This is a genomic window from Pseudomonas sp. FSL R10-1339, assembly GCF_009600545.1.
GTDB classification, from domain to species: domain Bacteria; phylum Pseudomonadota; class Gammaproteobacteria; order Pseudomonadales; family Pseudomonadaceae; genus Aquipseudomonas; species Aquipseudomonas bubulae.
On sequence record NZ_WIVQ01000003.1, the window covers coordinates 16922 to 42731 of the forward strand.

General features: G+C 54.7%; 24 protein-coding genes and 1 pseudogene. 12 read left to right on the forward strand and 13 right to left on the reverse strand.

Annotated features, from left to right (window positions below):
• The first annotated feature begins 41 nt into the window (after positions 1-41).
• On the forward strand, positions 42-689 hold the full coding sequence (locus tag GHO03_RS02065) for a TetR/AcrR family transcriptional regulator (protein WP_094999611.1): 648 nt from the start codon (positions 42-44) through the stop codon (positions 687-689).
• 109 nt (positions 690-798) lie between these two features.
• Here GHO03_RS02065 and tauD read toward each other — a convergent pair whose 3' ends face one another.
• From tauD to tauA, 4 genes are read right to left on the reverse strand one after another with little or no spacing between them, the layout of a single operon-like run.
• On the reverse strand, positions 799-1632 hold the full coding sequence (gene tauD / locus GHO03_RS02070) for a taurine dioxygenase (protein ID WP_095017913.1): 834 nt from the start codon (positions 1630-1632) through the stop codon (positions 799-801).
• A gap of 49 nt (positions 1633-1681) precedes the next feature.
• Positions 1682-2518 carry a taurine ABC transporter permease TauC gene (tauC, locus tag GHO03_RS02075; RefSeq protein WP_094999609.1) on the reverse strand — a complete coding sequence of 279 codons (837 nt, stop codon included), beginning with the start codon at positions 2516-2518 and terminating at the stop codon, positions 1682-1684.
• A complete protein-coding gene (gene tauB / locus GHO03_RS02080) occupies positions 2515-3309 on the reverse strand; it encodes a taurine ABC transporter ATP-binding subunit (protein WP_094999608.1) in 795 nt (264 codons plus the stop codon). The genes tauC and tauB overlap by 4 nt, the downstream gene beginning before the upstream one ends.
• Positions 3310-3335: 26 nt before the next feature.
• Positions 3336-4319: a taurine ABC transporter substrate-binding protein gene (gene tauA, locus GHO03_RS02085; protein WP_094999607.1), complete on the reverse strand. Its 984-nt coding sequence runs from the start codon at positions 4317-4319 to the stop codon at positions 3336-3338.
• A gap of 499 nt (positions 4320-4818) precedes the next feature.
• On the opposite strand from tauA, the gene GHO03_RS02090 reads away from it, so the two are divergent.
• From GHO03_RS02090 to GHO03_RS02125, 8 genes are all read left to right on the forward strand, one after another.
• Positions 4819-6180 (forward strand): OprD family porin, encoded by a 1362-nt coding sequence (locus tag GHO03_RS02090; RefSeq protein WP_094999606.1) that lies wholly within the window; start codon positions 4819-4821, stop codon positions 6178-6180.
• 293 nt (positions 6181-6473) lie between these two features.
• A complete protein-coding gene (locus GHO03_RS02095) occupies positions 6474-7112 on the forward strand; it encodes a peroxiredoxin (RefSeq protein ID WP_083369699.1) in 639 nt (212 codons plus the stop codon).
• A 310-nt stretch (positions 7113-7422) separates the two neighbouring features.
• The gene (gene ssuE, locus GHO03_RS02100; RefSeq protein ID WP_094999605.1) at positions 7423-8016 is read left to right on the forward strand and encodes an NADPH-dependent FMN reductase; all 594 of its coding nucleotides are present in this window, start codon (positions 7423-7425) and stop codon (positions 8014-8016) included.
• Positions 8017-8117: 101 nt separating this feature from the next.
• Positions 8118-9083, forward strand: coding sequence for a sulfonate ABC transporter substrate-binding protein (locus tag GHO03_RS02105; RefSeq protein WP_095017915.1), 966 nt, complete (start codon positions 8118-8120; stop codon positions 9081-9083).
• A 31-nt stretch (positions 9084-9114) separates the two neighbouring features.
• Positions 9115-10263, forward strand: coding sequence for an FMNH2-dependent alkanesulfonate monooxygenase (ssuD, locus tag GHO03_RS02110; RefSeq protein WP_016782830.1), 1149 nt, complete (start codon positions 9115-9117; stop codon positions 10261-10263).
• Positions 10264-10270: 7 nt separating this feature from the next.
• Positions 10271-11077 (forward strand): aliphatic sulfonate ABC transporter permease SsuC, encoded by an 807-nt coding sequence (gene ssuC / locus GHO03_RS02115; protein ID WP_016782831.1) that lies wholly within the window; start codon positions 10271-10273, stop codon positions 11075-11077.
• Positions 11074-11880 (forward strand): aliphatic sulfonates ABC transporter ATP-binding protein, encoded by an 807-nt coding sequence (gene ssuB, locus GHO03_RS02120; RefSeq protein ID WP_095017916.1) that lies wholly within the window; start codon positions 11074-11076, stop codon positions 11878-11880. The genes ssuC and ssuB overlap by 4 nt, the downstream gene beginning before the upstream one ends.
• Before the next feature lie 34 nt (positions 11881-11914).
• The gene (locus GHO03_RS02125; protein WP_003444581.1) at positions 11915-12130 is read left to right on the forward strand and encodes a molybdopterin-binding protein; all 216 of its coding nucleotides are present in this window, start codon (positions 11915-11917) and stop codon (positions 12128-12130) included.
• A 722-nt stretch (positions 12131-12852) separates the two neighbouring features.
• Here the strand turns inward: GHO03_RS02125 and betT are convergent.
• The 5 genes from betT to hemF form a co-directional block, all read right to left on the reverse strand.
• Positions 12853-14850, reverse strand: a complete 1998-nt coding sequence (betT, locus tag GHO03_RS02130; RefSeq protein WP_094999601.1) for a choline transporter BetT — start codon at positions 14848-14850, stop codon at positions 12853-12855.
• A gap of 1010 nt (positions 14851-15860) precedes the next feature.
• The gene (locus GHO03_RS02135; protein ID WP_153399022.1) at positions 15861-16520 is read right to left on the reverse strand and encodes a hypothetical protein; all 660 of its coding nucleotides are present in this window, start codon (positions 16518-16520) and stop codon (positions 15861-15863) included.
• A gap of 193 nt (positions 16521-16713) precedes the next feature.
• Positions 16714-17040, reverse strand: a complete 327-nt coding sequence (locus tag GHO03_RS02140) for a DOPA 4,5-dioxygenase family protein (RefSeq protein WP_094999598.1) — start codon at positions 17038-17040, stop codon at positions 16714-16716.
• A 50-nt stretch (positions 17041-17090) separates the two neighbouring features.
• Entirely contained in the window at positions 17091-17912 is an 822-nt protein-coding gene (gene aroE / locus GHO03_RS02145) for a shikimate dehydrogenase (RefSeq protein ID WP_138738419.1), read from the reverse strand.
• Between the two features lie 22 nt (positions 17913-17934).
• Positions 17935-18849 carry an oxygen-dependent coproporphyrinogen oxidase gene (gene hemF, locus GHO03_RS02150; RefSeq protein WP_153399026.1) on the reverse strand — a complete coding sequence of 305 codons (915 nt, stop codon included), beginning with the start codon at positions 18847-18849 and terminating at the stop codon, positions 17935-17937.
• A 152-nt stretch (positions 18850-19001) separates the two neighbouring features.
• Here hemF and GHO03_RS02155 point away from each other — a divergent pair, with 152 nt between their 5' ends.
• Positions 19002-19979 carry a quinone oxidoreductase gene (locus GHO03_RS02155; protein WP_095017919.1) on the forward strand — a complete coding sequence of 326 codons (978 nt, stop codon included), beginning with the start codon at positions 19002-19004 and terminating at the stop codon, positions 19977-19979.
• Between the two features lie 177 nt (positions 19980-20156).
• Here GHO03_RS02155 and GHO03_RS02160 read toward each other — a convergent pair whose 3' ends face one another.
• Both GHO03_RS02160 and GHO03_RS02165 read right to left on the reverse strand, forming a co-directional pair.
• The gene (locus GHO03_RS02160) at positions 20157-20714 is read right to left on the reverse strand and encodes an L-threonylcarbamoyladenylate synthase (protein WP_094999595.1); all 558 of its coding nucleotides are present in this window, start codon (positions 20712-20714) and stop codon (positions 20157-20159) included.
• A 35-nt stretch (positions 20715-20749) separates the two neighbouring features.
• Positions 20750-21175, reverse strand: a pseudogene (locus GHO03_RS02165) (DNA-processing protein DprA); the annotation flags it as partial.
• A gap of 173 nt (positions 21176-21348) precedes the next feature.
• On the opposite strand from GHO03_RS02165, the gene GHO03_RS02170 reads away from it, so the two are divergent.
• On the forward strand, positions 21349-21927 hold the full coding sequence (locus GHO03_RS02170; RefSeq protein ID WP_153399032.1) for a hypothetical protein: 579 nt from the start codon (positions 21349-21351) through the stop codon (positions 21925-21927).
• 822 nt (positions 21928-22749) lie between these two features.
• Positions 22750-23820, forward strand: a complete 1071-nt coding sequence (locus tag GHO03_RS02175; RefSeq protein ID WP_153399035.1) for a hypothetical protein — start codon at positions 22750-22752, stop codon at positions 23818-23820.
• Positions 23821-23845: 25 nt separating this feature from the next.
• Here the strand turns inward: GHO03_RS02175 and GHO03_RS02180 are convergent, their stop codons facing one another.
• Entirely contained in the window at positions 23846-24049 is a 204-nt protein-coding gene (locus GHO03_RS02180) for a hypothetical protein (RefSeq protein WP_153399038.1), read from the reverse strand.
• 55 nt (positions 24050-24104) lie between these two features.
• Positions 24105-25802 (reverse strand): recombinase family protein, encoded by a 1698-nt coding sequence (locus GHO03_RS02185; protein WP_178110286.1) that lies wholly within the window; start codon positions 25800-25802, stop codon positions 24105-24107.
• Between the last annotated feature and the right edge of the window lie 8 nt (positions 25803-25810).

The following is a 25810-nucleotide window of genomic DNA, read 5'->3' on the forward strand; positions in this document are numbered from 1 at the left end:
CTCACAGGTCTACAATGCCGGCTGCCCTTGAGGAGACGCTGATGTCCAGCCGCGCCACACCCCGAAAGCCACGCGCTCGCAGCCAGGGCCGCATCGACACGATACTTGACGCTGCCCGCACGCTGCTGACGGCGCAGGGCGTATCCAGCCTGTCGATTTACAACGTGGCAGAGCACGCACAAATCCCGCCATCGTCGGTCTATCACTTTTTCGCGGGCGTACCCGCGCTCCTTGAGGCGCTGACCGGTGATATTCACGCAGCCTTCCGCGCCTGTCTGCAGGCGCCGATCGAGCATGATGCGTTGAAAGACTGGCGTGATCTTTCGCACATTGTTGAACACCGGATGCTGACGATCTACAACGAAGATGCAGCCGCCCGGCAGTTAATTCTCGCCCAGCATGGCCTTACCGAAGTCACACAAGCCGACCGCCAGCACGACCTTGAGCTGGGGCAATTGATGCACGCGCTGTTTATGCGCCACTTTGAATTGCCAGCACTGCCACAGGACGTGGACGTGTTTGCCCTGGCGATGGAGCTGGGCGACCGCGTGTATGCACGCTCCATCCAGCTGCACGACAGCATCACCCCGCGTATGGCCGAAGAAGGCATGCGCGTGGTGGATGCTTATCTGGGGTTGTATTTGCCGCCGTTTTTGCCGAAACGCAAGAGCCCGACGGTAAACCTGTAGATACTCTGTTGCAGGTCAAGCCCTATTGTGGGAGCGAGCAGGCTCGCTCCCACAGTTGCAGTGTTCATGCCGCTGCGCTCGTCAGCGGCTACACGTCATCCCGCGCTCATCAGAACGGAGCATCACCCAAAATCGTTGCACGGTGCATCACACGGCGGTTCGGACGGTAATCGTCCACGGCGTAATGCTGGGTTACGCGGTTATCCCAAAACGCCACATCGTTCTCCTGCCAGCGCCAGCGAATGGTGTATTCCGGGCGGGTGGCATGGGCAAACAGCAACTTCAGGATCGCTTCGCTCTCTGCTTCAGACAGTTCATTGATGCGCGTGGTGAAACCTTCGTTGACGAACAACGACTTGCGCCCGCTTACCGGGTGGGTGCGGATAACCGGGTGCGACAGCGGCGGGTTATTTTTTCGGGTCTGTTCCCAGCGTGCCAAATCTTCCGGGGTCGAACCAAAGCGCTCCAGCGGGAATGACTTGGTGAAATCGTGCGTTGCGGTCAGCCCATCGAGCAGCACCTGCAACGGTTTCGACAACCCTTCAAAAGCGGCAATACCGGCTGCCCACAAAGTGTCACCACCAAAAGCCGGCAGTTGCTTGGCACTCAATACCGCGCCCATGGCCGGGGTTGGCAAAAAGGTCACGTCGGTGTGCCATACCGCGTTGTCACGCACGTCAGTCACGGCGGTGTCCAGCACCAGCACTTCCGGCTGGCCAGGCACGTTGGGGTAGATCGGGTGAATATGCAGGTCGCCAAAATTGGCGGCAAAACGGGCCTGCTGCTGCGGTGTAATCGACTGGTTCTTGAAAAACACCACATGATGCTCAAGCAATGCTTGCTCGATGGCATCACGGTGCTCAAGGCTCAGCGGTTGAGTCAGGTCGACACCCTCAATCTGGGCGCCCAGGGCAGAGCTAATCGGGGTAATGGTCAGGCTCATGATCTCTCTCTTAATCAGCGCGCCGATTAATCAGCGTCGAGTTCTGTTGTTAGTGAGCCTGGCCGTGCCACGGCACCAGCTTGCGTTGCAGGGCGCGCAGGCCCATTTCCATGGCAAAGGCGATGATGGCTATCACCAGAATCCCCAGTACCACCACATCGGTCACCAGGAACTGCGCGGCGGACTGCACCATAAAACCCAGGCCACTGGTGGCGGCGATCAGTTCGGCGGCCACCAGCGTCGACCAGCCCACGCCCAGACCGATACGCACACCGGTCAAGATATCCGGCAAGGCGCTCGGCAAAATCACATGGCGAATCAACTGCCAGCGCGTCGCACCCAACGACTGCGCAGCACGGACCTTGGCCGGGTCAACGGTACGCACGCCGGTGGCGGTGGCAATCGCGATCGGGGCGAAAATCGCCAGGTAAATCAGCAGCACTTTCGACAGCTCGCCAATACCGCACCAGATCACGATCAGTGGCAAATAGGCCAATGGCGGGATTGGGCGATAGAACTCGATCAGCGGATCGAAAATTCCCCGCGCAATGCGGTTGTGGCCAATGGCGATGCCCACCGGCACTGCCGTCAGAATCGCAAAGCCCAGACCCAGGCCGATACGGCTCAAGCTCGCGCCCAGGTGCTGCCACAGGGTGGAATCCATATAGCCGGTGGTCGCCAGCAGCCAGCCTTTTTGCAACACGGCAGAGGGCGGCGGCAGAAACAGGGGTTCAATCAGACCGGCAGCGGTAACGGCCCACCATACGGCGATCAGGGTGACGAGGGTCAGCACGCTGATCCAGCGTGTGCTCAGGCTGCGCTTGACCGGGCGTGGGGTGTGGGGCGCGGCAACCGGGTTGGCGGCGACTGCTTCATAACTGCTCATGCGCGCTCCTGCCGCTGGGCGGCACCGCGTTGTGAAAACACGCGATCAAGCACGTGCTCACGGGTTTCAATAAAGCGAGGGTCGGACTTGATCGAACGTGCCGATTCGCCGGCGTTGTAGCGCTGGCCAAAATCCAGGCTCAGACGCTCAACAATGCGGCCGGGGTTGGGCGCCAGCAAAATCAGGTCAGTGGCCAGAAACACCGCTTCTTCAATGTCGTGGGTAATCAGAAATACCGGCTTGTCGGTACGTCGGCACACTTGCAGCAACAGTTCCTGCATCTGCTCACGGGTGAACGCATCGAGGGCACCGAAGGGCTCATCCATCAGCAATACGCGAGGGTCGGCAGCCAGCGCGCGGGCCAGGCCCACCCGCTGTTTTTGACCGCCAGACAGCTCCCATACGCGGCGCTTTTCAAAGCCGGACAAATCCACCAGCGAAAGCATTTCACGGGCACGGGCTTCGCGCTTGTCCCGTGGCACACCGGCCAGCTCAAGGCCGAAAGCCACGTTGGCCAGTACGTCTTGCCAGGGCAGCAACACATCGTCCTGAAACACCACACCGCGCTCGGCACTCGGGCCGTGGACGGGTACGTTGTCGAGGGTAATTCGACCAGCGCTGGGCTCGACGAAGCCAGCGATCAGGTTCAACAAGGAGGTCTTGCCGCTGCCCGACGGGCCAAGTGCGACCAGCAGTTGCTGTGGCCCGAGGCTGACGGAAATATCCGACAGCACCGGCTCAGCGGCGCCCGGGTACTGTGCGCTGATGCGCTCCAGTGTTAACAAGGCCATGACGGTCGACTCCTCAGCGGCGTTGATTATTGAGTAACAAAAGTGGCGTTGACCGACGGCGCGTAGTCCGGCAGTACAGCGTCGACTTTTTTCTGCTCTTTCAGGAAGGCAGCAGTGTCGGCCAGGGCTTTGGTAGTCGGTGCGCCCAGCAATACCACCTGATCAGCCGCCAACGGGTAGACGTTGCCTTGCAGCAGCAGCGGGATATCGGCGGCCTTGGCGCCCGAGAGCTTCACAACCTTGTCGATATTGCCCTGATTGGCCAGCCAGGCTTTTGGGTCCTTGTGGTAGTCGGCGTAGGCATCCAGAGTCACTTTGGCGAACTGCTTAACGACTTCCGGGTGCTTGGCGGCGTAGTCCTTGCGCACGATCCAGGCATCAAAAGTCGGCGCACCGAGCTTGCCCAGCTCACCGGAAGTGATCAGCACTTTGCCGTTCTCTTTGGCAGTGCCCAAAGCCGGGTCCCATACATAGGTGGCGTCAATATCGCCACGCTTCCAGGCCGCGACAATGGCAGGCGGTGCGAGATTCAGAATCTGTACTTTCGAAGGGTCGATGTTCCAGTGCTTCAATGCAGCCAGCAGGCTGTAGTGACCGGTGGACACAAACGGCACGGCTACTTTTTTGCCGACCAGGTCCTGCGGGCCGTTGATACCGGAGCCGTTGCGGGCGACCAGGGCTTCAGAACCGCCCAACTGAGTGGCGATCAAAAAGGTTTCGACCGGTACGTTACGGGTCACGGCGGCGGTGAGCGGGCTCGAACCCAGGTAGGCAATCTGCACATCACCCGAGGCAATGGCCGCAATGATGTCTGCGCCGTTATCGAATTTGCGCCAGTTGATCTTGGCGTCGGTGGCTTTTTCGTAAGCACCGTCGGCCTGGGCGACTTTGGCCGGGTCAACGGTGGTTTGGTAAGCCACGGTGACATCCGAGCTGGCAGCCTGCGCGAAGAAGCTGGCACCCGCCAGAGACAAAGCAGCCAAAAGGCGTAGGGGAGAGTGCAGTTTCATCAGGTAGCTCCTCGGCAGGTGGCCGGATATCGGCTGGATGCGAGGTTAAATGATCTAAGAATCAGTAAATAAATAACTTTTAAGCATTAGCTTATGTAGTTACGCAACATACAGGCGCGCACCCGCGCCCTAACTGCCAGGGCGTTTTAGCCAGCGGGTGATTAGGTCGAGTGTTTAATAACCAAAGGCTATTAAAAGATTCATGAAATTATGTTTAGAAATTAGACAAAAGACCGATAGCATTCCCACGCGCGCGTGTAGGAGAAACCCTGCTATATGCCTATTTGATCTGAAAAGATCAGAAACAATTCTTTTTAGGTTTATTAAATAGTCATTAACCTGCGCACAAACGACGAATGATTAGACAAAGGTCGTAGCCATGATGGGTTGCGATTGACTTGCCGGTCACCGTCTGGCGCTAATCGCGCATCTGCAGCACCCAGGCATCAGATCCGGGGCTGAGGAACTACAAAAATTAGAAACGCAAAGGAGCAACACAATGCACAAGTCCACCTTGGCCATCGCTGTGGCCGTAGGATTGTTGGCACAACAAGCCAGCGCTGCCGGCTTTATCGAAGACAGCAAGGCCACGCTGAAGCTGCGTAACTTCTATATCAATAACGATAACCGTGACTCGGGCACCAAAGCTGCCGGTGCGCAAAGCAAGACTGAAGAATGGGGCCAGGGCTTCCAGCTGGACTTCACTTCGGGCTTCACCCAGGGCACAGTCGGTTTCGGTATTGATGCCATTGGCCTGTTGGGCGTCAAGCTCGACTCCAGCGCTGGCAAACACGGCAACCCTACCGGCGCAAACTATGGCGGTTCGGTGTTCCCAAGCGATGGCAACCACGCTGTAGACGATTTCTCCAGCCTGGGCCTGACCGCAAAAGCCAAAGTGTCCCAGACCGAACTGCGCATCGGTACCCTGCAGCCTAAACTGCCGGTTATCGTTAGCAACGACGGTCGCATGCTGCCGCAAACCTTCCAGGGTGGCCAGATCACTTCCAGCGAGTTCAAGGACCTGACCTTCACCGGCGGCCAGATCGAGCACGCCAAGGGCCGTAACTCGAGCAACAACGAAGGCCTGTCGATTGCCGGCGCGAACAATTCCATTACGGGCAAGTTCGTTAACAAGTTCTACTACGGCGGTGTGGACTACAAGGTCAACAAAGACCTGTTGCTGCAGTACTACTACGGCAACCTGGAAGATTTCTACAAACAAAACTTCCTGGGTCTGGTTCACAACTGGTCCATCGGTCCGGGCGTGTTGAAATCTGACCTGCGCTACTTCAACAGCACCGACGACGGCAAGAACGGCCACGACTCTGCGTATTACACCACCGGTGATTACGCCAACAGCTCTGCAGGTAGCGGCAAGGGCAAGGTCGACAACAACCTGATCAGCGGCCTGTTCCTGTACACCGTTGAAGGTCACACCTTTGGTGGCGGTTATCAGGTGAGTAACGGCAGCAGCGACTTCCCGTTCCTGAACCAGGGCGACGGTGCATCGGCGTACATCCCTACCGATATGCAGATCTCGAAGTTCGCCCGTGCTGGCGAGCGTACCTGGCAGGCGCGTTACTCGTATGACTTCGCCAAAGTCGGCGTACCTGGCCTGACGGCGGGCGCGGTTTACCTGCGTGGCGACAATATCGACACCTACAACAGCAAAAATGTGCAAACCAGCAATGGCTCTTCCGAGTGGGAACGCGATATCACCGTGGCTTACGTGATCCAGGAAGGCACGCTGAAAAATCTGGGCTTCATGTGGAAAAACGCCATGTGGCGCAACGATATTGCTGGCCAGCGCGACCAGGACGAAAACCGTCTGATCGTGAGCTACTCGATCCCGTTGCTGTAAGCGTGATTTAGTACAAAGTAAGAAAAATCCTGCCCGGCGCAATGCCGGGCAGGGTGTTTACCGAAGACCTCAACGGTCAATTCGCAACACATTAATAGTCGCAGCTCCCTGCCGCTCCCCTTGCCTAAACCAGAACCCACAGTGGCCCCACGCCTGGGCCGCGTCCAATGAAACAGTTTTTAATATCTCTTTTTGTTCTAATCAAATCGATATTTATTCTTTTTAATTATCTCCTGATGCATGCAGAGTGGCTCCAACACGCCCCGCCATTGCCAATAAAAAGGAGCTGCACCATGAGCCTCAGACTCGGCGACATCGCCCCCGATTTCGAACAGGATTCCAGCGCCGGCAAGATCCGTTTCCATGAATGGCTGGGCGACAGCTGGGGCGTGTTGTTTTCGCACCCGGCGGACTTCACCCCGGTGTGCACCACCGAACTGGGTTTTACCGCCAAGCTCAAGGACGAGTTTGCCAAGCGCGGCGTCAAAGCCATCGCACTGTCGGTAGACCCGGTGGACTCACACCACAAGTGGATCGAAGACATCAACGAAACCCAGAATACCGTGGTCAACTTCCCGATCCTGGCCGATGCCGATCGCAAGGTGTCTGACCTCTACGACCTGATTCACCCCAATGCCAGCGACACCCTGACCGTGCGCTCGTTGTTCGTGATTGATCCGAACAAAAAAATCCGCCTGACCATTACCTACCCGGCTAGCACCGGTCGCAACTTCAACGAAATTTTGCGGGTGATCGACTCGTTGCAACTGACCGACAGCCACAAAGTGGCCACCCCGGCGAACTGGCAGGACGGTGACGAGGTCGTGATCGTGCCGTCGCTCAAGGACGAAGACGAAATCAAGCGTCGCTTCCCCAAGGGCTACCGCGCCGTGAAGCCCTACCTGCGCCTGACGCCGCAGCCGAACAAGTAAAACCAACCTCATACCCTGTGGGAGCGGGCTTGCTCGCGATGATGGCGCCGCGGTTTTTTCTGATACACCGCGCCGATCCCATCGCGAGCAAGCCCGCTCCCACAAACATGCAACCGTGTCTTCAACAGGGTTTTTGGCCGTTTCGACGGCCTTTTTTTTGCTTTCGATTTAACAAAAAGGCATATGCATTTTAAGAATAAACAAATGAATAAATATGATTTATAGATATATAAATCACCTGTTATGGTCTGTTCACTCAAGCGAAAACGCTGACAGCGAATTGCACATATTCATTCAAGGAAACGTCTAGATGCTGGTCGTGACACTCGGAGGAAGCCCAAGCCAACGTTCCCGCTCAGGAGTGTTGCTGGACCACGCCAAACGCTGGCTCAACCAGCAAGGCGTTGAAGTGGTGAGCTATCAGGTACGCGACTTTCCGGCCGAGGACTTGCTGCACGCACGCTTCGACAGCCCGAAAATCATCGACCTGCTGCAACAGATCGAAAACGCCGATGGCCTGGTGATTGCCACCCCGGTGTACAAAGCCTCGTTCAGCGGCGCGCTGAAAACCGTGCTCGACCTGCTGCCCGAACGCGCCCTGAGCCACAAAGTGGTACTGCCTATCGCCACCGGTGGCAGCATCGCCCACATGCTGGCCGTGGACTACGCCCTCAAGCCAGTACTGTCGGCACTCAAGGCCCAGGAAATGCTTCAGGGCATTTTTGCCGAAGACAGCCAGATTGCTTACGGCGAAGGCGGCGCACAAGCGCAACTGGTGCCGATTCTGGAACAGCGCCTGCAAGAGTCACTCGAACAGTTCTACAGCGCCCTGGCGCGACGCCCCAAGCCTCTGGACCCGAGCATCCTCAACGAGCGTCTGGTGACGGCTCGCTGGAGTATCTGAAACAGCATTTTTCCCACCGATAAAAGCTCCACCACCTTACTGATCCGCTAACGGCCCAGCAGGTGCTACCCGAATCCCGAACAACAAAAAAGGAGAGCGCCATGCGCCCTGTCATTTTGCGTCGTGGTCTGGTCGCACTCTTAGCTGCGGCTGTGTCCTTCGGTGCTGTTACCCAGGCCCAAGCCGATACCCTGCGCATCGGCTATCAGAAATACGGCACGCTGATGCTGCTCAAGGCCAAAGGCACGCTGGACAAGCGCCTGGCCGAGCAGGGCGTTGACGTGCAATGGACCGAATTCCCCGGTGGCCCGCAATTGCTTGAAGGCCTGAACGTGGGCTCCATCGACTTCGGCGTGACCGGCGAAACCCCGCCCGTGTTCGCCCAGGCCGCCGGCGCCGACTTGCTCTACGTCGCCTACGAGCCACCAGCCCCCACCAGCGAAGCGATTCTGGTGCCGAAGGATTCGACCATCACCTCGGTCAAAGATCTCAAAGGCAAAAAAGTCGTCCTCAACAAAGGCTCCAACGTGCACTACCTGCTGGTGCGCGCCCTTGAAGACGCCGGCCTTAAATACACCGATATCCAGACCGTGTTCCTGCCCCCCGCCGATGCCCGTGCTGCCTTTGAACGCGGCAGTGTCGATGCCTGGGTAATCTGGGACCCGTACCAGGCAGCCGCCGAACAACAGCTGCAAGCGCGCACCCTGCGTGACGCCAGTGGCATCGCTGACAACCATCAGTTCTATCTGGCTACCAAGCCTTATGCCGAACAGCACCCCAAGGTGATCGAAACCCTGGTCGATGAAGTACGCACTATTGGCGAATGGGCCAAGGCCCACCCCGAGGACGTGACAAAACAAGTCGCACCACTGCTGGGCCTGTCTCCTGAGATCACCCTCACGGCGGTCAAACGCCAGGGCTACGGCGCACAGTTTCTGACCCCGGAAGTGGTCAATGCGCAGCAAAAAATCGCCGACAGTTTTTACCAGCTCAAGCTGATCCCCAAGCCGCTGGTTGTGAAAGACGTGATCTGGACGCCCCCGGCCAATCTGGCCAAAGCCAACTAACGCTTGCTGCCCCTAATTAGGAGACCACTCCATGAGCCTCAATATTTTCTGGTTCCTGCCTACCCACGGTGATGGCCATTACCTTGGCACCTCCGAAGGCGCCCGCGCCGTTGACTACGGTTACCTGCAACAAGTCGCGCAGGCTGCTGACCGCCTGGGCTTTGGCGGGGTACTGATTCCTACAGGTCGTTCGTGCGAAGACTCATGGCTGGTGGCGGCATCGCTGATTCCGGTAACCCAGCGCCTGAAATTTCTCGTAGCCCTGCGCCCGGGCATTGTGTCGCCCACCGTTGCAGCGCGTCAGGCCGCGACCCTGGACCGTTTGTCCGGTGGCCGCGCCCTGTTCAACCTGGTCACCGGCGGCGACCCGGAAGAGCTGGCCGGTGATGGTTTGTTCCTCAGCCACGAAGAGCGTTATCAGGCCTCGGTAGAGTTCACCCGCATCTGGCGCCGTGTGCTTGAAGGCGAAACCGTGGACTACGATGGTGAACACATCACCGTCAAAGGCGCCAAGCTGCTTTACCCGCCGATTCAGCAACCGCGGCCACCGCTGTATTTCGGCGGGTCTTCGGAAGCCGCACAGGATCTGGCCGCCGAACAAGTGGAAATGGTTCTGACCTGGGGCGAGCCACCGGCTGCCGTTGCAGAAAAAATCGAACAGGTGCGCGCCAAGGCCGCCAAATTGGGCCGCACCGTACGTTTCGGCATTCGTTTGCACGTAATTGTGCGTGAAACCAACGAGGAGGCTTGGAAGGCCGCCGACAAACTGATCTCGCATCTGGACGACGACACCATCGCCCGTGCCCAGGCCTCGCTGTCGCGCTTTGACTCGGTGGGCCAGCAGCGTATGGCCGCCCTGCACGGCGGCAGCCGCGACAACCTCGAAGTCAGCCCTAACCTGTGGGCAGGCGTGGGCCTGGTACGGGGCGGCGCTGGTACGGCGCTGGTCGGGGATGGTCCGACCGTGGCCGCACGGGTTCAGGAATACGCCGACCTGGGCATCGACACCTTTATTTTCTCCGGTTACCCGCACCTGGAAGAGTCCTACCGTGTGGCCGAGTTGTTGTTCCCGCACCTGGATATCGAACGCCCGGAACTGCCAAAAAGTGCAGGCTACGTGAGCCCGTTTGGCGAAATGGTCGCCAATGACATCCTCCCTAAAGCCGCGTCGCAGAGCTGAGGTCGCCATGAGTTCAGGCAAGGCCTCGGGCCTCAAAAATATCGGTCACACCCTGGCGCCCTGGGCCTTGCCGGTCTTGCTGCTGGCAGTGTGGCAGCTGTCCGTGTCAGCGGGCTGGCTGTCGACACGCATCCTGCCCGCCCCCAGTGCCGTGATCACGGCCGGCGTCGAGCTGGTGCGCAGTGGCGAAATCTGGAAACACCTGGCCATCAGCGGCTGGCGCGCCGGGCTCGGCTTTGTGATCGGTGGCAGCATCGGTCTGGCGCTGGGCTTTATCACCGGCCTGTCGAAATGGGGTGAACGCCTGCTCGACAGCTCGGTGCAAATGATCCGCAACGTGCCGCATCTGGCGCTGATTCCGCTGGTCATCCTGTGGTTCGGCATCGACGAGTCTGCGAAGATTTTTCTGGTGGCGCTGGGGACTTTATTCCCGATCTACCTCAACACTTACCACGGCATCCGCAACGTTGACCCGGCGCTGGTGGAAATGGCGCGCAACTATGGCCTGTCCGGTTTCAGCCTGTTCTGGCAGGTGATCTTGCCGGGCGCGCTGCCGTCGATCCTGGTGGGTGTGCGCTTTGCCCTGGGCTTTATGTGGCTGACGTTGATCGTGGCCGAAACCATCTCCGCCAGCTCCGGTATTGGCTACCTGGCGATGAACGCCCGGGAGTTCCTGCAAACCGACGTGGTGGTGCTGGCGATTGTTTTGTACGCAGTGCTCGGCAAACTGGCCGACACCGCAGCCCGGGGGCTGGAGCGCATCTGGTTGCGCTGGCACCCGGCGTATCAAGTGGTTAAAGGCGGTGCAGCATGACAGCTCAACAACCTCCACGTTTGCGCCAGGGCATACCGCTGGCCATCAACGGCTTGCAGAAGGCATTCGGTGAGCGCCTGGTGCTACGTGATATCAACCTGCATATCCCGGCAGGGCAGTTTGTCGCCATCGTAGGCCGCAGCGGGTGCGGCAAAAGCACCCTGATGCGTTTGCTGGCCGGCCTGGATCAGCCCACTGCAGGCCAGTTGCTGGCCGGTAGTGCGCCCCTGCAAGAGGCCCGTGAAGACACGCGCCTGATGTTTCAGGAAGCGCGTTTACTGCCCTGGAAAAAAGTCATCGACAACGTGGGCCTGGGCCTTAAGGGCGACTGGCGGCCAAAGGCACTCAAGGCACTGGAAGAAGTCGGCCTGGCCGAGCGCGCCAATGAATGGCCGGCAGCACTCTCGGGCGGTCAGAAGCAGCGCGTGGCCCTGGCCCGCGCCCTGATCCACCAACCGCGCCTGCTGCTGCTTGACGAGCCGCTGGGCGCGCTGGATGCCCTGACCCGCATCGAAATGCAGCAACTGATTGAACGCCTGTGGCGCCAGCATGGTTTTACCGTATTGCTGGTGACCCATGACGTGAGCGAAGCCGTCGCGATTGCCGACCGTGTCATTTTGATTGAAGAAGGCCAGGTAGGGCTGGACCTCACGGTCGACCTGCAACGCCCACGGCTACGCGGCTCGCATCGTCTGGCGGCACTGGAAACCGAAGTACTGAACCGTGTTCTTGCACTGCCTGGCTCGCCACCTGAGCCGGAACCCGTTGCACCGCTGCCTACGCAACTGCGCTGGGCGCAATAAACCCACTTTCTATCCCAAGACAGGAATCGACACCATGACCATTAAAGCCATCAACGTTCGCAACCAGTTCAAAGGCCACATCAAGGAAATCGTACTGGGCGACGTGCTGTCGGAAATCGACGTACAAACGGCGTCGGGCATCGTGACTTCGGTGATCACCACCCGCTCGGTCAAGGAGCTGGAGCTGGTGGTCGGTAGCGAAGTGATCGCGTTCGTAAAGTCCACTGAAGTGTCCATCGCCAAGTTGTAAATCATGGGTGATTCACAGCCCCGAACGGCGTAAGCCCTTCGGGGTTTTTTGTGCCTGAAAATCGCCCTCAAATCCTGGGGGTCATGGCTGTGGCCGCTCATCAGCGATAAACAGCGCAACAAATTCTTGGCCGCCTGAATGCGCTGCTCGGCACTGGCCAGCAGGGCAGATACAGAGGCGCGGGGATCGATCAATAAAACATGGGAACCGACGGGATTGTCGGTTTGGGGAACGTACTGGGACATGCTTTAACTCCTAAGAAAAGGAGCCACCTCAATCAGCTTGCACGCAGAAAGAGGCTAGCAATTGTGCGCGGGTGTGCAAGACCGGTCCCAGATAACCCGGCAGACCCGAAGATCTCCCGCGCACAACCGCCATAACGCCGATTGCAGGCGCAGAGCCTACCAAGCGAAATGAAAAGTTGGAAATCTGAGAGTCAGGCTTGCACGCCTGATCGCTGATGTTCAGCGATGGAGCGGACTATAGGCAGCCCGCCTGGGCATCACAATGGGGTAACGCGGGTGAAAGCCCGATCCCACATAAGTGCGCGAAAGGTCTGTAGAAATCGCAGCGCCTGCATCGCGAGCAAGCCCGCTCCCACAGGTTTGACGAGCATCCACACATGGTGAGAACACCCAAAACCTGTGGGAGCGGGCTTGCTCGCGATGGCATCAGCCCGGTGATTCAGGCCGTCACAGCAGCCTGAATCACCACCAAACCAATCAGCGCACCAAATGCAAAAACTGCAGATGGCGTTCGTACTGGTCGAGGATATCGTTGATGATCTGCTCTTTGGTGTAGCCCGTCAGGTCGTAGTCCTGGCTGCCTTCGGCCAGATGCACTTCAGCACGGTAGTAACGGCGATTACGCAGTTGCTCCTTTTTGCCAAAGCCACCCCGGGCGAAGGACGGCGTGAAGTAGCCACGCATCTGCACCTGGTAGATAAACGGATGTTCATCCCCATGACCGATTTCCAGGCTCACGTTGTCGTTGGCCGGGTCTGGCTGGGTGACAACGTTAAGGCCTTTCTCCCGGAACACCGCACTCACTTCTTCAATCGCCGGGCGCACGGTGGTGTCCATAAAACGGTACACCTCGTCCCGCGACGGGAAGTGCACGGCCTGGCTCAAGCGCTGGCGCCAGCCACCACGACGCGAGTGCGAAACCGGCGCCAGGGAGTGGGTCTGCGCAATCTTCTTCTGCGACTCAAGGTAGAACGCCTTGTGCAGGCCCCACATCATCAGCAGCAAAATCAGCGAGAACGGTAACGAGGTCAGTACTACCGCTGACTTGAGCGCATCGATACTGCCCGAGAACAGCAGCGCACTGGTGACCAGCGCAGTCATCGCGCCCCAGAACACCCGCAGCCATTTCGGGCCGTCTTCGTCCGCGTTATTGCCACGGGCCGAGAGGGTGGACAGCACCACAGTACCGGAGTCAGCCGAGGTCACGAAGAACACGAAGCTGATAAACACCGTCACCGCGATAACGGTCTTGCTCCACGGATAGGTCTCAAGCAGCAGGTACAGCGTACGCGACGGGTCATCGATAGCCGACTGGCCAAGGGCGACCATGCCGTGGTTGAGCACCTGGTCGATGGCGCTGTTGCCGAAAATAGACATCCACGCCAGGGTAAAGCCCAGCGGAATAAGCAGCACGCCGAACACGAACTCGCGGATGGTCCGGCCACGGGAAATACGCGCAATAAACAGACCTACAAAGGGCGACCATGCGATCCACCAGGCCCAATAGAACACGGTCCAGCCGCCCAGCCAGTCACTTGGCTTGTCGTAGGCATACACATCGAAACTCTTGGTGGGCAGTGCACCCAGGTAGTCACCGATGTTCTGCACCAGAGTGTTGAGCAAGTGCTGGGTGGGGCCGGCGAACAACACAAACAGCAGCAGGGCACAGGCCAGCAGCATGTTGATGTCGGACATCACCCGCACGCCCTTGTCGACACCGGCAATGGCCACCAGAATCGCGGCGCCCATCATCAACGTGATCAGGCCCACTTGCACCCATTGGGTATGGGGCATTCCGAACAGGTAGTCGAGGCCGGAGTTGAGGTGCAGCACCCCAAAGCCCATGTCGGCACCCAGGCCGAATACCGTAGCGATAATGCCGAAACCATCCACCGCATAACCGATGGGGCCGTTGATGCGCTTGCCGATCAGCGGGTAGAGCGCCGAGCGCAGCGCCAACGGCAGGTTATGCCGGTAGGCGAAGTAGGCCAGCGCCATGCCGACGAACGCGAACACACCCCAACCGTGCAGGCCCCAGTGCAGGAACAGCAGCTGCATGCCCTGGCGCGCAGCCTCGGCATTGCCGGCCGGGCCCTGCGGCGGGTTGAGCATATGGGTGAGGGGTTCGGACACACAGAAGAAAAATAGCGTGATGCTGATCCCGGCGGCGAACAACATGCCCGCCCAGGACAGGTAACTGAACTCGGGTTCGTCGTGGTCGGCACCGAGCTTGATCTTGCCGTAGCCGGACAAGGCGGTGACGACCACGAAGATCAGATACAGGGTCATCGCTAACATGTAGTACCAGCCGACCGTGTTGGCCGCCCAGTTTTGTGCGGCCAGCAGCCATTCGCCGGCAGCGGCAGGCATGGCGATGACCACCACACCGAAGATCAGGATAAACGCGGCGGCAAAGTAGAACACCGGCGGGTTCATGCGGATCGAGGACGTCTCGGACGTGATCGGTACACTCATTGGATGTGCACCTTATAGAGGTAAAACGGGATCAAAAAGAGCGGATTCGGCAAGGGTTAGCCTCCTGTTGTGAGCGGGCAGCGGACCACCGGTTTAACTTGAACAAGCATTCAAGTTAAACATGGATGGCCTTTCAGCACTAATCGCTGCCCGCAGCTGCACGCCTGATACGTTAGCTCATGGCAAGGTATGACACATGGCCATGATCATCGTTCAGCCGTTATAGCGTGGGGCTATCAGGGGAGGCGGGGGTGGTTGAAGGCGAAAGATTTTATGGCCGTGAAAAAAATTTCAAATCCAGGCAAATGCCGGATGACATCAAGCAAAACATCAGCAAAACCGCCGCCCCAACTCACGCATGCTCATTCCATATTTTCAGGGCTCAAGGATCAATCCTCAGTCGCCCCCCACCGCCACTGTAATGTCCGCCATTGTCGTACCCGGCGGCTGTAGTTGGTGGCCGTCCGCCACCTCCGCGGCGTCTTCGACGGCGGGCAGGTGGTTGTGTTGGCATCTGGACAGGAGGTAATGGCATTACAATCTTTGGAGGAGGAGAGGTGGGGGCAGGTGCGGGGTAATAGGGAACCACTGGCTTGCCAAAAATATACTCCTTAACTTGTGTTATCGAGCCGCCAAAAATCTTAACCAGTTTGGCTGATCCTAACTTAACGATGGCGCCAGAGTTTTCAATAGACTCAATGCGTCTGATCCAACGAGCAGCCATTTGTCGGCCCTCACTGGAAGCTGAAATAGACGCAATATGCATAAACATATAAGTCTCTGCCGCAAGCTCCAACTCGGCCTGAGTATTACCGGCCGAGTCCAGCACCCGCTGCCAATATTCTTCGCGTTTACCTCCGGTAAAATAGTAAATACGGAGTTAAGCGTCCATGCATCTGCTGTGTAGCCAGCAGAGATAAATACATCACTATGAAACTTCCAAACTTCTTGATAATTAATATCTCGAACTACTTCCAGCTGTTCGTCTTCAATTTGACTTTTCAACACCTTCAAATACTCACCGTCGAGCCGATACCATCGTTAATCCACTTTTGATCACACGTACAGGGTTCATCTTCACGCATGAAATTGCACTCTATAATGACCTGCTCCGCAGCCTTGGCATCAGTCCAATAGAGCGAGACTCTGCCTTGGCCTATATAGCCTGAGTCGGTTGCATTTAATTCATAAAACAACCCTAACGCTTCATCAAATTTGTCTCGCTGATCATCGGAAACTTTACGCTGCCTAATTATGAAATCGATCATAGAGGCTGCATTGACCTCACGAGTTGGACCTGGGTACAGAGACACACTGATAAATCCAGGGCGGATCTCCATACTGTAAGCAGGCTCCATGCTAGGCCATAACAACTCGAACCCCAAACTAACTAAATTTGCATCACACCCCTTTTTATTATTTATAAACCCCTTTTCCCAGGAGCTTTTCCCTTCATATTCTGGCCAAAAAAACATATAAGCTTTGGAAATTTCAAATACTGTTCCCGATAATTTTCCACACGCCAGGGCATAGGTTAGTTCATGAGGTTGCTTACCGTCTACAATCCAGAACCAGTGAAAACTGGAAGCAATAACTACCAGCGACGACTTAACCAGTGCCGACCATACATAGAGATAAATAAGTGCTAAAAACGGCATAACAATAAACATGGCTTAATCTTCTCGCACCGCCAGCCCCGAACATGCGATATTAAAAACCTTATATATCGTGCATATTCAAACGTTAGACCCGGTATAAAAATATAACCACAGCGAAGCCGCCGTACTTAATGTCGGATATTTCCGTAACTAATAATTTTATGTAGGAGAGGGTTAAACCGGGCGCTGAACTGCGCGCCCCCGTTTAAAAAACAGACAAATCCAGCGGCCGAATCGCGCCCATCCAGATTGCATGGTCGGTGTGGTCCAGCAGGTCATTGCCGGTATCGGGATGCATAAACACCACCAAACCGTGCCGGTAGAGCGCCAGCCACGGCAGGACGACTCCGATCAGTTCAGGGCCGAAAGCCAGTTGGCAGCTCCAGTCCGGGTGCGGGCCCACCGGGCGCTCGTGGACGCGGCCCATGGTGACGCCAAACAGTCGCCTGGCCTCTTCGCACAAGGCGCGCGCCTGATCGATGGTCGAAGCGTCGAAGTAGACATGGGCGTGGTAGCCCTTGATTCGCTGCATAAGTACCTCTTGCCCTCACCCCGCCCTCTCCCGGAGGGAGAGGGGCTGCTTTAAAGCGCCAGCAACCGGCGCAATTCAGCCAGCGCCGGTGCAGTATCCGGACGCACCCCGCGCCACAGATAAAACGCCTCGGCGGCCTGTTCGGCCAGCATGCCCAAACCATCCATCACCTGACCCGCGCCATGCCCGCTGGCCCACACGCAAAACGGCGTCGGCTCCTTGCTATACATCATGTCGTAGCACAGGGTTTTACCCGGCTCGATCAGGCTGCTGGCAATGGGGGGCAGTTCGCCGCTCAGGCTGGCCGAGGTGGCATTGATAATCAGGTCGACCGGCTCGTGCAGCCAGTCAAAACCGCTTGCAGCCACCGGGCCCAGGTCGCTGAACAACTCGGCCAGCAACTCGGCTTTTTCAACGGTGCGGTTGGCGATGGTGACCGAGGCCGGCCCTTCAGCCAGCAGCGGCTCCAGCGCACCCCGCACCGCACCGCCCGCACCCAGGATCAGGATGCGCTTACCCTTGAGGCTGAAACCGGCATTGACCGTCAGGTCGCGCACCAGCCCTGCACCATCGGTGTTGTCCCCCAGCAAAACGCCATCGGCCAATTTGCTCAGGGTGTTGACCGCTCCTGCTCGCTGGGCCCGAGCTGTCAGTTGATCCGCCAGGCGGTAGGCGTCTTCTTTGAAAGGCACTGTCACATTGGCGCCACGCCCCTGCAGGAAAAACTCCGTTGCGCAGCCAGCAAAATCATCCAGTGGTGCCAGCAAGGTGTCGTACTGCATGGCCTGGCCAGTTTGCTCGGCAAACAGGCGATGCAGCACCGGGGATTTGCTATGGGCAATCGGGTTACCAAAAACAACGTAACGGTCCATCAGGCAAGCTCCTCGGGCAGTGTCAGGCGTTGGCCAACCAGTCGCGGTCTTGCAGGAAGTAATCCGTCAGGCGCGCTTCCGGGCTTTCCGGTTCCGCTTTCCAGTCATAAGCCCAGCGCACTTGCGGTGGCAGGGACATCAGGATCGACTCGGTGCGACCGCCCGATTGCAGGCCAAACAGGGTGCCACGGTCATAGACCAGGTTGAATTCCACATAGCGTCCACGGCGGAATTCCTGGAACTCACGCTGCTCGGCAGTGTATTCGTCGTTTTTGCGGCGCTGAACGATCGGCAGGTAGGCGTCGATATAGGCATCACCAATGGCGCGAATAAAAGCGAAACAGGTGTCGAAATCCCACTCGTTCAGGTCATCAAAAAACAGGCCGCCAATACCACGGGGCTCATTGCGATGCTTGATATGGAAGTAGGTGTCACACCACGCCTTGTAGCGCGGGTACACATCGGCACCAAATGGCGCACAGGCCTGCTCGGCCACGCGGTGCCAGTGCACGCAGTCTTCTTCAACGCCATAGTAAGGGGTGAGGTCAAAGCCGCCACCGAACCACCAGACCGGTTCTTCGCCTTCTTTCTCAGCGATGAAAAAACGTACGTTGGCGTGGGAAGTTGGCACATGCGGGTTGTGCGGGTGGATCACCAGCGACACACCGAGGGCTTCAAAGCCACGGCCCGCAAGTTCAGGGCGATGAGCACTGGCCGACGGTGGCAGGCCGCTGCCAAACACATGGGAAAAGTTGACCCCGCCTTTCTCGATGACGTGGCCGTTTTCGATTACACGGGTACGACCGCCACCACCCGCCGGGCGCTCCCAGGCGTCTTCAACGAACTGGGTGCCGCCGTCTTCCGTTTGCAATGCGTTGCAAATGCGGTCTTGAAGGTCGAGCAGGTAGGCTTTTACAGCCTCGGTGCGAGTAGTCATGACATCACCTTAAATCGGGCAAAGCGACGCGGCGTGCGGGGCCGGCGGCAAAGGGGGGCTAGCATAACACCGCACTCCGGCTCACCGCAGTTGACGAAGATCACGCTTCAGCGTTGGATGGTGGCTTCGTGAAATGAGCGAGGACAGTGCAGATGGCAAAGCGTATCCAGTTTCGGGCCCACGGCGGCCCTGAAGTGCTTGAGTATGTCGATTACCAACCCGCCGAGCCGGGCCCGCAGCAAGTTCGGGTGCGCAATCAGGCCATCGGTCTGAATTTCATCGATACCTATTACCGGGGTGGCTTGTACCCGCTGGCTGAACTGCCGTCCGGTCTGGGCAATGAAGGGGCAGGGATCGTTGATGCGGTGGGCAGTGACGTGCGCAACGTGAACGTCGGCGATCGCGTCGCTTACGGCACCGGGCCGCTGGGGGCATACAGTGAACTGCACGTTTTGCCTGCAGCCAATGTGGTGAAACTGCCCGAGGATATTTCCTTTGAACAAGCCGCCGCAGTGATGCTCAAGGGCCTGACAACCCAGTACCTGCTGCGTCAGACCTACGAACTCAAAGGGGGTGAAACCATCCTGTTCCACGCTGCTGCAGGCGGGGTAGGTTCGATTGCCTGCCAATGGGCGAAAGCCTTGGGCGTGAAATTGATCGGCACGGTCAGCTCAGCCGAAAAAGCCGCCCACGCCAAAGCTCTGGGCGCGTGGGAAACCATCGACTACAGCCACGAGGATGTTGCCAAGCGTGTACTGGAATTGACCGACGGCAAGAAGTGCCCGGTGGTTTACGACGGTGTAGGCAAGGACACCTGGCTAACGTCACTGGACTGCGTAGCACCACGTGGGCTGATGGTCAGCTTTGGTAATGCTTCAGGCGCGGTAACGGGAGTCAACCTGGGGATCTTGTCGCAGAAGGGCTCGCTGTATGTCACTCGACCGACGTTGGCGTCCTACGCCAATAGCGCCGAAAACCTGCAAGCGATGGCCGATGAGCTGTTTGCGATGATCCGCAGCGGTGCAATCAAGGTTGATATCAGCCAGCGTTTTGCGTTGGCTGATGCGGCCAAGGCGCAGACGGAACTGTCGGCGCGCCGAACCACGGGATCGACGATTTTGTTGCCTTAAAACAAATTCGTAGCAGCTGCCGTAGGAACGAGGCTGCGTTCGGCGGCGCAGCCGTCGTAAAACCAGACACTGTGGTCGTTCAGAAAAATCTCGGACTCAGGTTTTACGATTGCTTCGCAACCGGACGCAGCCTCGTTCCTTCGGCAGCTGCTACAAGATCGGTTGGGCTGCAACTCATTACGCCGGGCGTACGATTTTGCCGCTAGCCAGGTCGCGGATCAGGCTCGGGTTTTTACGTCCACCCAAGTTGCCACCCAACACATGGTCGATTTGCCCACGGAAATACTGCTCCACTTTCAAGCGAGTACGCGCTGCCGGCAAACCTGCCGGGTTGGCTGACGTCGAGACAATCGGCCCCACCAGCGCGCACAGTTCGCGCACCAGCGGGTGATCGCTCACGCGCAGCGCCACCGTATCGTGTACCCCGGTGATCCACTCGGGCAGCAAGCCCTGATGCGGCACCAGCCAGGTGTTCGGCCCTGGCCAGGTACTGGCCATGCGGTCAATCCACTCCTGGGGGAAGTCTTCAAACAGGAAGTCGAACTGGTGAATGTTGTCTGCCACCACAATCAGACCTTTATCCACAGGCCGCGATTTGATCGCCAGCAGCCGCTCGACCGCGTCTTCATCCCATGGGTCGCAGCCCAGGCCCCAGACCGCCTCGGTCGGATAGGCAATCACCGCGCCTGCGCGAATGGCTCTTGCAGCTTGTTGGACGCGCCAGGTGCTGATCATTGAATGTCTCCAGATATGTGCTGCGCGCAGTGTACTTAGCTGGCGCGAGCAAACCAACGCCCACCCTCGAGTACAACATGCCCCGCCAGTTCAAGCTCGGTCAGAGTAGCCAGCAATCGGGGCAAATCCCAACCGCTGATATTGGCCAATGCTTCGCTGGTATAGGGCGCTGCCTGCAACAATTGCACTAATGGATGACAGCTTGGAGTAAACATTTCTGTTGTGGGCAACGGCATCGAGCGCCAGCCACGCAGGCCTTCGAGAATGTGCTCAACGGTCTCGACAAGCGTAGCGCCATCACGGATCAACTGATGGCAGCCACGCGCCCCAGGGTGGTGGATGGAACCGGGCATGGCGTACACCTCGCGCCGCTGCTCTGCGGCGAGACGGGCAGTAATCAGCGAGCCGCTGGACACGCTGGCCTCGACCACCAGCACGCCAAGGGACAAACCGCTGATGATCAGGTGTGCGTTTTACCGTGTGATTTTTAATCAAGGTCACCGAAGGGGGGGAGGCTCTGCATCCGCCCCTTCGGTGGCCCAATGCGATACGAAGGTTTCAGGTCATACCTTTTTCTGGTTAAGTATCACTGGGTCAGCTGTCATCTACTTTTTTACGGAAGGGATACGAAAAAATGTTTGATATCATTAAATCATTTTTCAATAAAAAGAATGGTTCAGCCCCACAGTTGGAAATAACTCCGATTGCCATTCAGGCAGATGCAGACGTGTCGGAAGCCTCTGCTTGCGATGATTACTTCTTGAATGAATTAGAGGTATGCCCATATATAAAAGTAGAGGCCCGCGAAAAAGTTCTAGACCATTTACGCCATAAAGTTAGCCTCCTCAAAACAGGTAACAAACTAACCTTAGAGGAAAAGAAAGAACTGGGAGTTAATCCAAGGCTATCTATTACAAAAGAGTTTTTAGAGGTTTTGACCGTTGAGGGGTTGGCACTTTCCAATCCAAAGCAGATGCTTGAAGATATTTACAATAAGGCCACTATCGAAAAGCTTCGCGATGATAGTTTTGCTAAGTCCATTAAAATAGGTATCAAGCAATATACCTTGGAAGGTGCTTTGAGCGATAGTTGTAAATGGTGTACAGATAGTAATGGTAAAAAATTTGGTTTGGATATCATGGATAAGTTAAAAGAAAACTGCGAATGCAAACCATATAGTAAATGCTACATCGCTCCAGTAATTAAATTTTAAGGGTTTTGATATTTTTGAAGGTATGGCTCTCGTGTGCATACGTGTGTCTTTCTTAATAAAAGATATCTTAATTTATTAACTCAAAGCCTTTGGCTTTTCGCCTTTTAATTCCAGAATTGCCTGCGAAAGCAGGCTTCGCTCTTGCTTTCTCAGGCAAAGCTGCTCTTCCTGATTTCAAAGTTTGAAAACAGTGGAGCCTTGCCTGATTTTCTCAGGGTCTAAATCTGTGATACTCAGTTTAAACTTTGAACACTTAAAGCCTACATCAACGACTTTCCGGCACCCTGTTCAACACTATTTCAGTGGCTTGCGGGTTGCTGGTTTACCGGAATCCCCATTCTAACCAGCTAAGCTTTTCACAACGGAACAATCACCTGAATTTCCAACGTTGGAAAAAGGTTAATACTGAATTTATAGTTTTAGATTATTTGCGGCAGGAGACTTGAAATTAAATTTCAGCGTGATATAAATTTAATCACGTTGAACTGCCGTTATCAGTATCAACCCGAACCCCAAATGAGCGATGACATTTGGGGTTCACTTTTTTATAATTTAGCACTCCATTAATTTAAGTCAAATCACCACCCACTACCAGTAAGCACGCCAACAAAATTTTTGGCGTTGTGTTGTGGTTTGGGTTTTTGCTCTTGCATTTTAGCCCGTCAGGGCTGGGGTATTAGGGGGATTCCCCCTAACAAGTAGGAAGGCGAAGCCGTCAACCCGTAGGGTTGTCCTATCTTGAACTCTTTTAATATATTGAGTTCAACTTGATTTTTTATTTGCAGGTGGTATCTATATAAGTAACTAACATTACAATAATATATGACCATTAAGAATTTTGTAGTCATCTCCCAGCGTATTAAAAATAAAGCCGAAGGATTGATTGCTTATCTAAACTATTTGGAAAATGAGAAAAGCCCAAGCCACAAAAATACAGAGATTAAAAAAGTCTTTGAGAGTATCAATTTAAGGAATTTTTTAAACAAGACAATACAGGAGGTTATAGACTTTGATAGAGGAAATAAAAAGGGTGGCCGAAAGGTCGAGTCATATGCTCAAAGCTTTAATTTTGTCCTACCTCCAACCGTGGAAAGGCCCACTATTGACCAATGGAAAAAAATAAGTGCGGACTTGTTAAAGTCTGCAAAATTAAAAATGGACGTTGAAGGTGATTTGATGAGCTTCGTCAAATCAACCTATTTGAATGTCCATGACCAAAAAAACCCACATTTAAACTTGGTAATCCCAAGAATTTACAAAGGTAAACGACTAGAAGACCTTGACCGTAAAGGGTTGATAGCAGAACTCAAAAAAGAGTTCAATACATCTGTTTTGAAGCATTGCCAAATCAACTATAAAAATTACAAGCCTACTGAGCAGAAGCTTGGAAGAAGAAGAAAACAATGGCAAGTGGACCAAGACCGATATAGAAAAGAAAGGGATGCTCTAATGGAGCAGCGTCTAGAACTCGCTCAAACAGCGTTAGAAGCGTCGCAATTGATTGAGCTAAGCGAAACTGCCAAGAAAGAGTTAGAGGCTGAGAAAGCGGCCATAGATAAGGCCAAGGCTGATGCTAATAGGGCAAAGGTGGAAGCGGAACAGGCCATCGGCTTAATGGCAGAAATGACAAGGCTTTATAAAAATTTCAAAGCGTCTTTGTCTGGGTGGGCTAAGAGCTTAAAAGAATACGACCACATCAACGAAGGGCTTAATAAAAATGAGGTTATAGATAAGATTGAGGCTGTGCAAAATCATGAGAAATATGATAATTCGATGGAGCTTGTATTATTTCATGAAATAGAGCAGGTTGAAAAAGAAGTTGAATTTTATACATCTGAAAAAAAGCCTATTTCAAATAAAGTCAGACGAAAACACTCCTTGCATCAAAAATGAAAACAACAAAAAAGCCCAAGCGGGCTTATTTTTTCCTATACATATATTCGGCGGCTTCAAGTTCCAATTCCAACATCTCCATTCGAAGCGTGATGCGTTTTTCCAAATCGAATTCAGGAGGAAATACGGCATTGGGATTTCTATTTTCAGCCATCAATTTACTGAGTTTGTTTTTTTCTTGAGCTATTCGCAACCTAATGTGCTGTGTAATTATTTCTTTTTCGTTCATTCCTTTTTTCCTTTTGTAGACTTATAAATTACCACCTAGATTTGCCAAGTCAAGTTTATAAAGCGTCTTTCTCGATTATACTTTGGTATGATAAGTCAAACATATCTTGAAGCTCTGGCAAGCTCCACGCTTTAAGAATATCTTTTTTGGGGGAAAATCTACTTGTATAAACTAACTCTTCTTCCGAACCCGCTGACTTCCTCGACATTCGTAGCTGACTTAGAGTTGATTGCTTATGATGCTCGACATAGAAAACTATATCGTTCTCCTTGAAGAAGGTATTGATTTTGGCCCTGCCTTCTTCTGTCATAAATAGTTCGACAATTGTCTGGTAATCATTTATTTCAATTGTGGGGGTCGATTTACTTGCTTGAAGTGCCTCTACCTCTTGGGTTAGCTCTTCAATCCGTGCCTCGGTTTCCGAAAGCTGTTTCATTACTAATACCGGTATTTTTCCACCGAATTCTTTTATACTGATACTCAGGTTCTCGTAGGTAGTTCTAAATTGAGCCAATTCAGCGGTTTTTTGATTTATTGATATGTCAGTATCAGTGTTGTTGTTTACCTTCAATAAACCATTAACCTGTGAGTTTAACAGGTTGTTTCTACCTGCTGCCCCTTCATCAATATCCAATAACTTCCAAACATCAGTTGTTGTTTTAAGTTTTTCTAGGCTTTTCAATAGTAGGCCAAAAACATACTCGAAGCGGATGTTGTCAGTGCTACACGCTCTTGGGTTTACTCGCTTGGTGTTACATTTGAAATGCGGATAAATCTTACCCTTGTAGCGGCTACCTCTATGGTCATAGTAAATTTTTCCACCGCACGAAAGACAGAAAATCTGGTTCTTAAAAATATTGAAGTCTTGTTCTGTTCTTCGCCCATTAAAATTTTTAACTTTCCGTTCCTTCATCTTATCGACAACTTGATAAAATAGGGCTGGGGGTATTAAATTAGGATAGTAGTTCTCAATAAATCCCGTTGGAATTTTCTGGGCTTTGCCGCCATCATACTCCATTCGATGAGTGGCAAGACATCCGATTACTGTTTTATTGGTAATGACCTTGTTTAAGGTTCCGTTATTCCAAAGCTTCTTCGAAGTCCTATTTATTTTTTTAATTGCTGTGTTAATTCCATAGGTCAAGAGATATTCAAAAAGGGTTTGTATTTCTTTCTGCTCTTCTTCGTCTATTATGAATTTTCCGTTGTAGACGCGAAGGCCGTAGGGAATAGAATTTCCTTTCTTAATGATGATTTCACCATTTTCGGCTTTCTCTCGCCGCGTTCGCCAAGACGACAGTAGGCGTTTAGATTTGGTTTCACTTTCTTCGTTGGCACGTTTGGCGATTAAACTAATCATCAGGAGATTTTCAAAATCTCTTGAAGGGTCGTTGTAAGAGTAGGTTTTCTGGTCGGTAGTTGTGTAGATATTGATGCCTTTCTTCAAAATGTTTTGAAGAAGTTCAACACCATCTAACACCCGCTGGCGGGTGATCCTGTCGATAGATTCGACGACCAGATAGTCACCTTTACGAATGCCTCCCTGCTCAATCCGTTCAAGAATTTCTTTGAATTTGCCTGTCTTGGCGTTATCACCTCGAAACGCCGATTTTCCACGGTCATAGACCACCTCAGCAATGACGATGCCTGTGGTGTGTTCGAAGAGTTCGAGGGCTGTGTACTGGCGATTTTCGCTGTCCCCAGTCTGCTGGACGGCTCTCGAATAGCGTATGTACGCGTATGCGGCTGGCATGGGTAAGA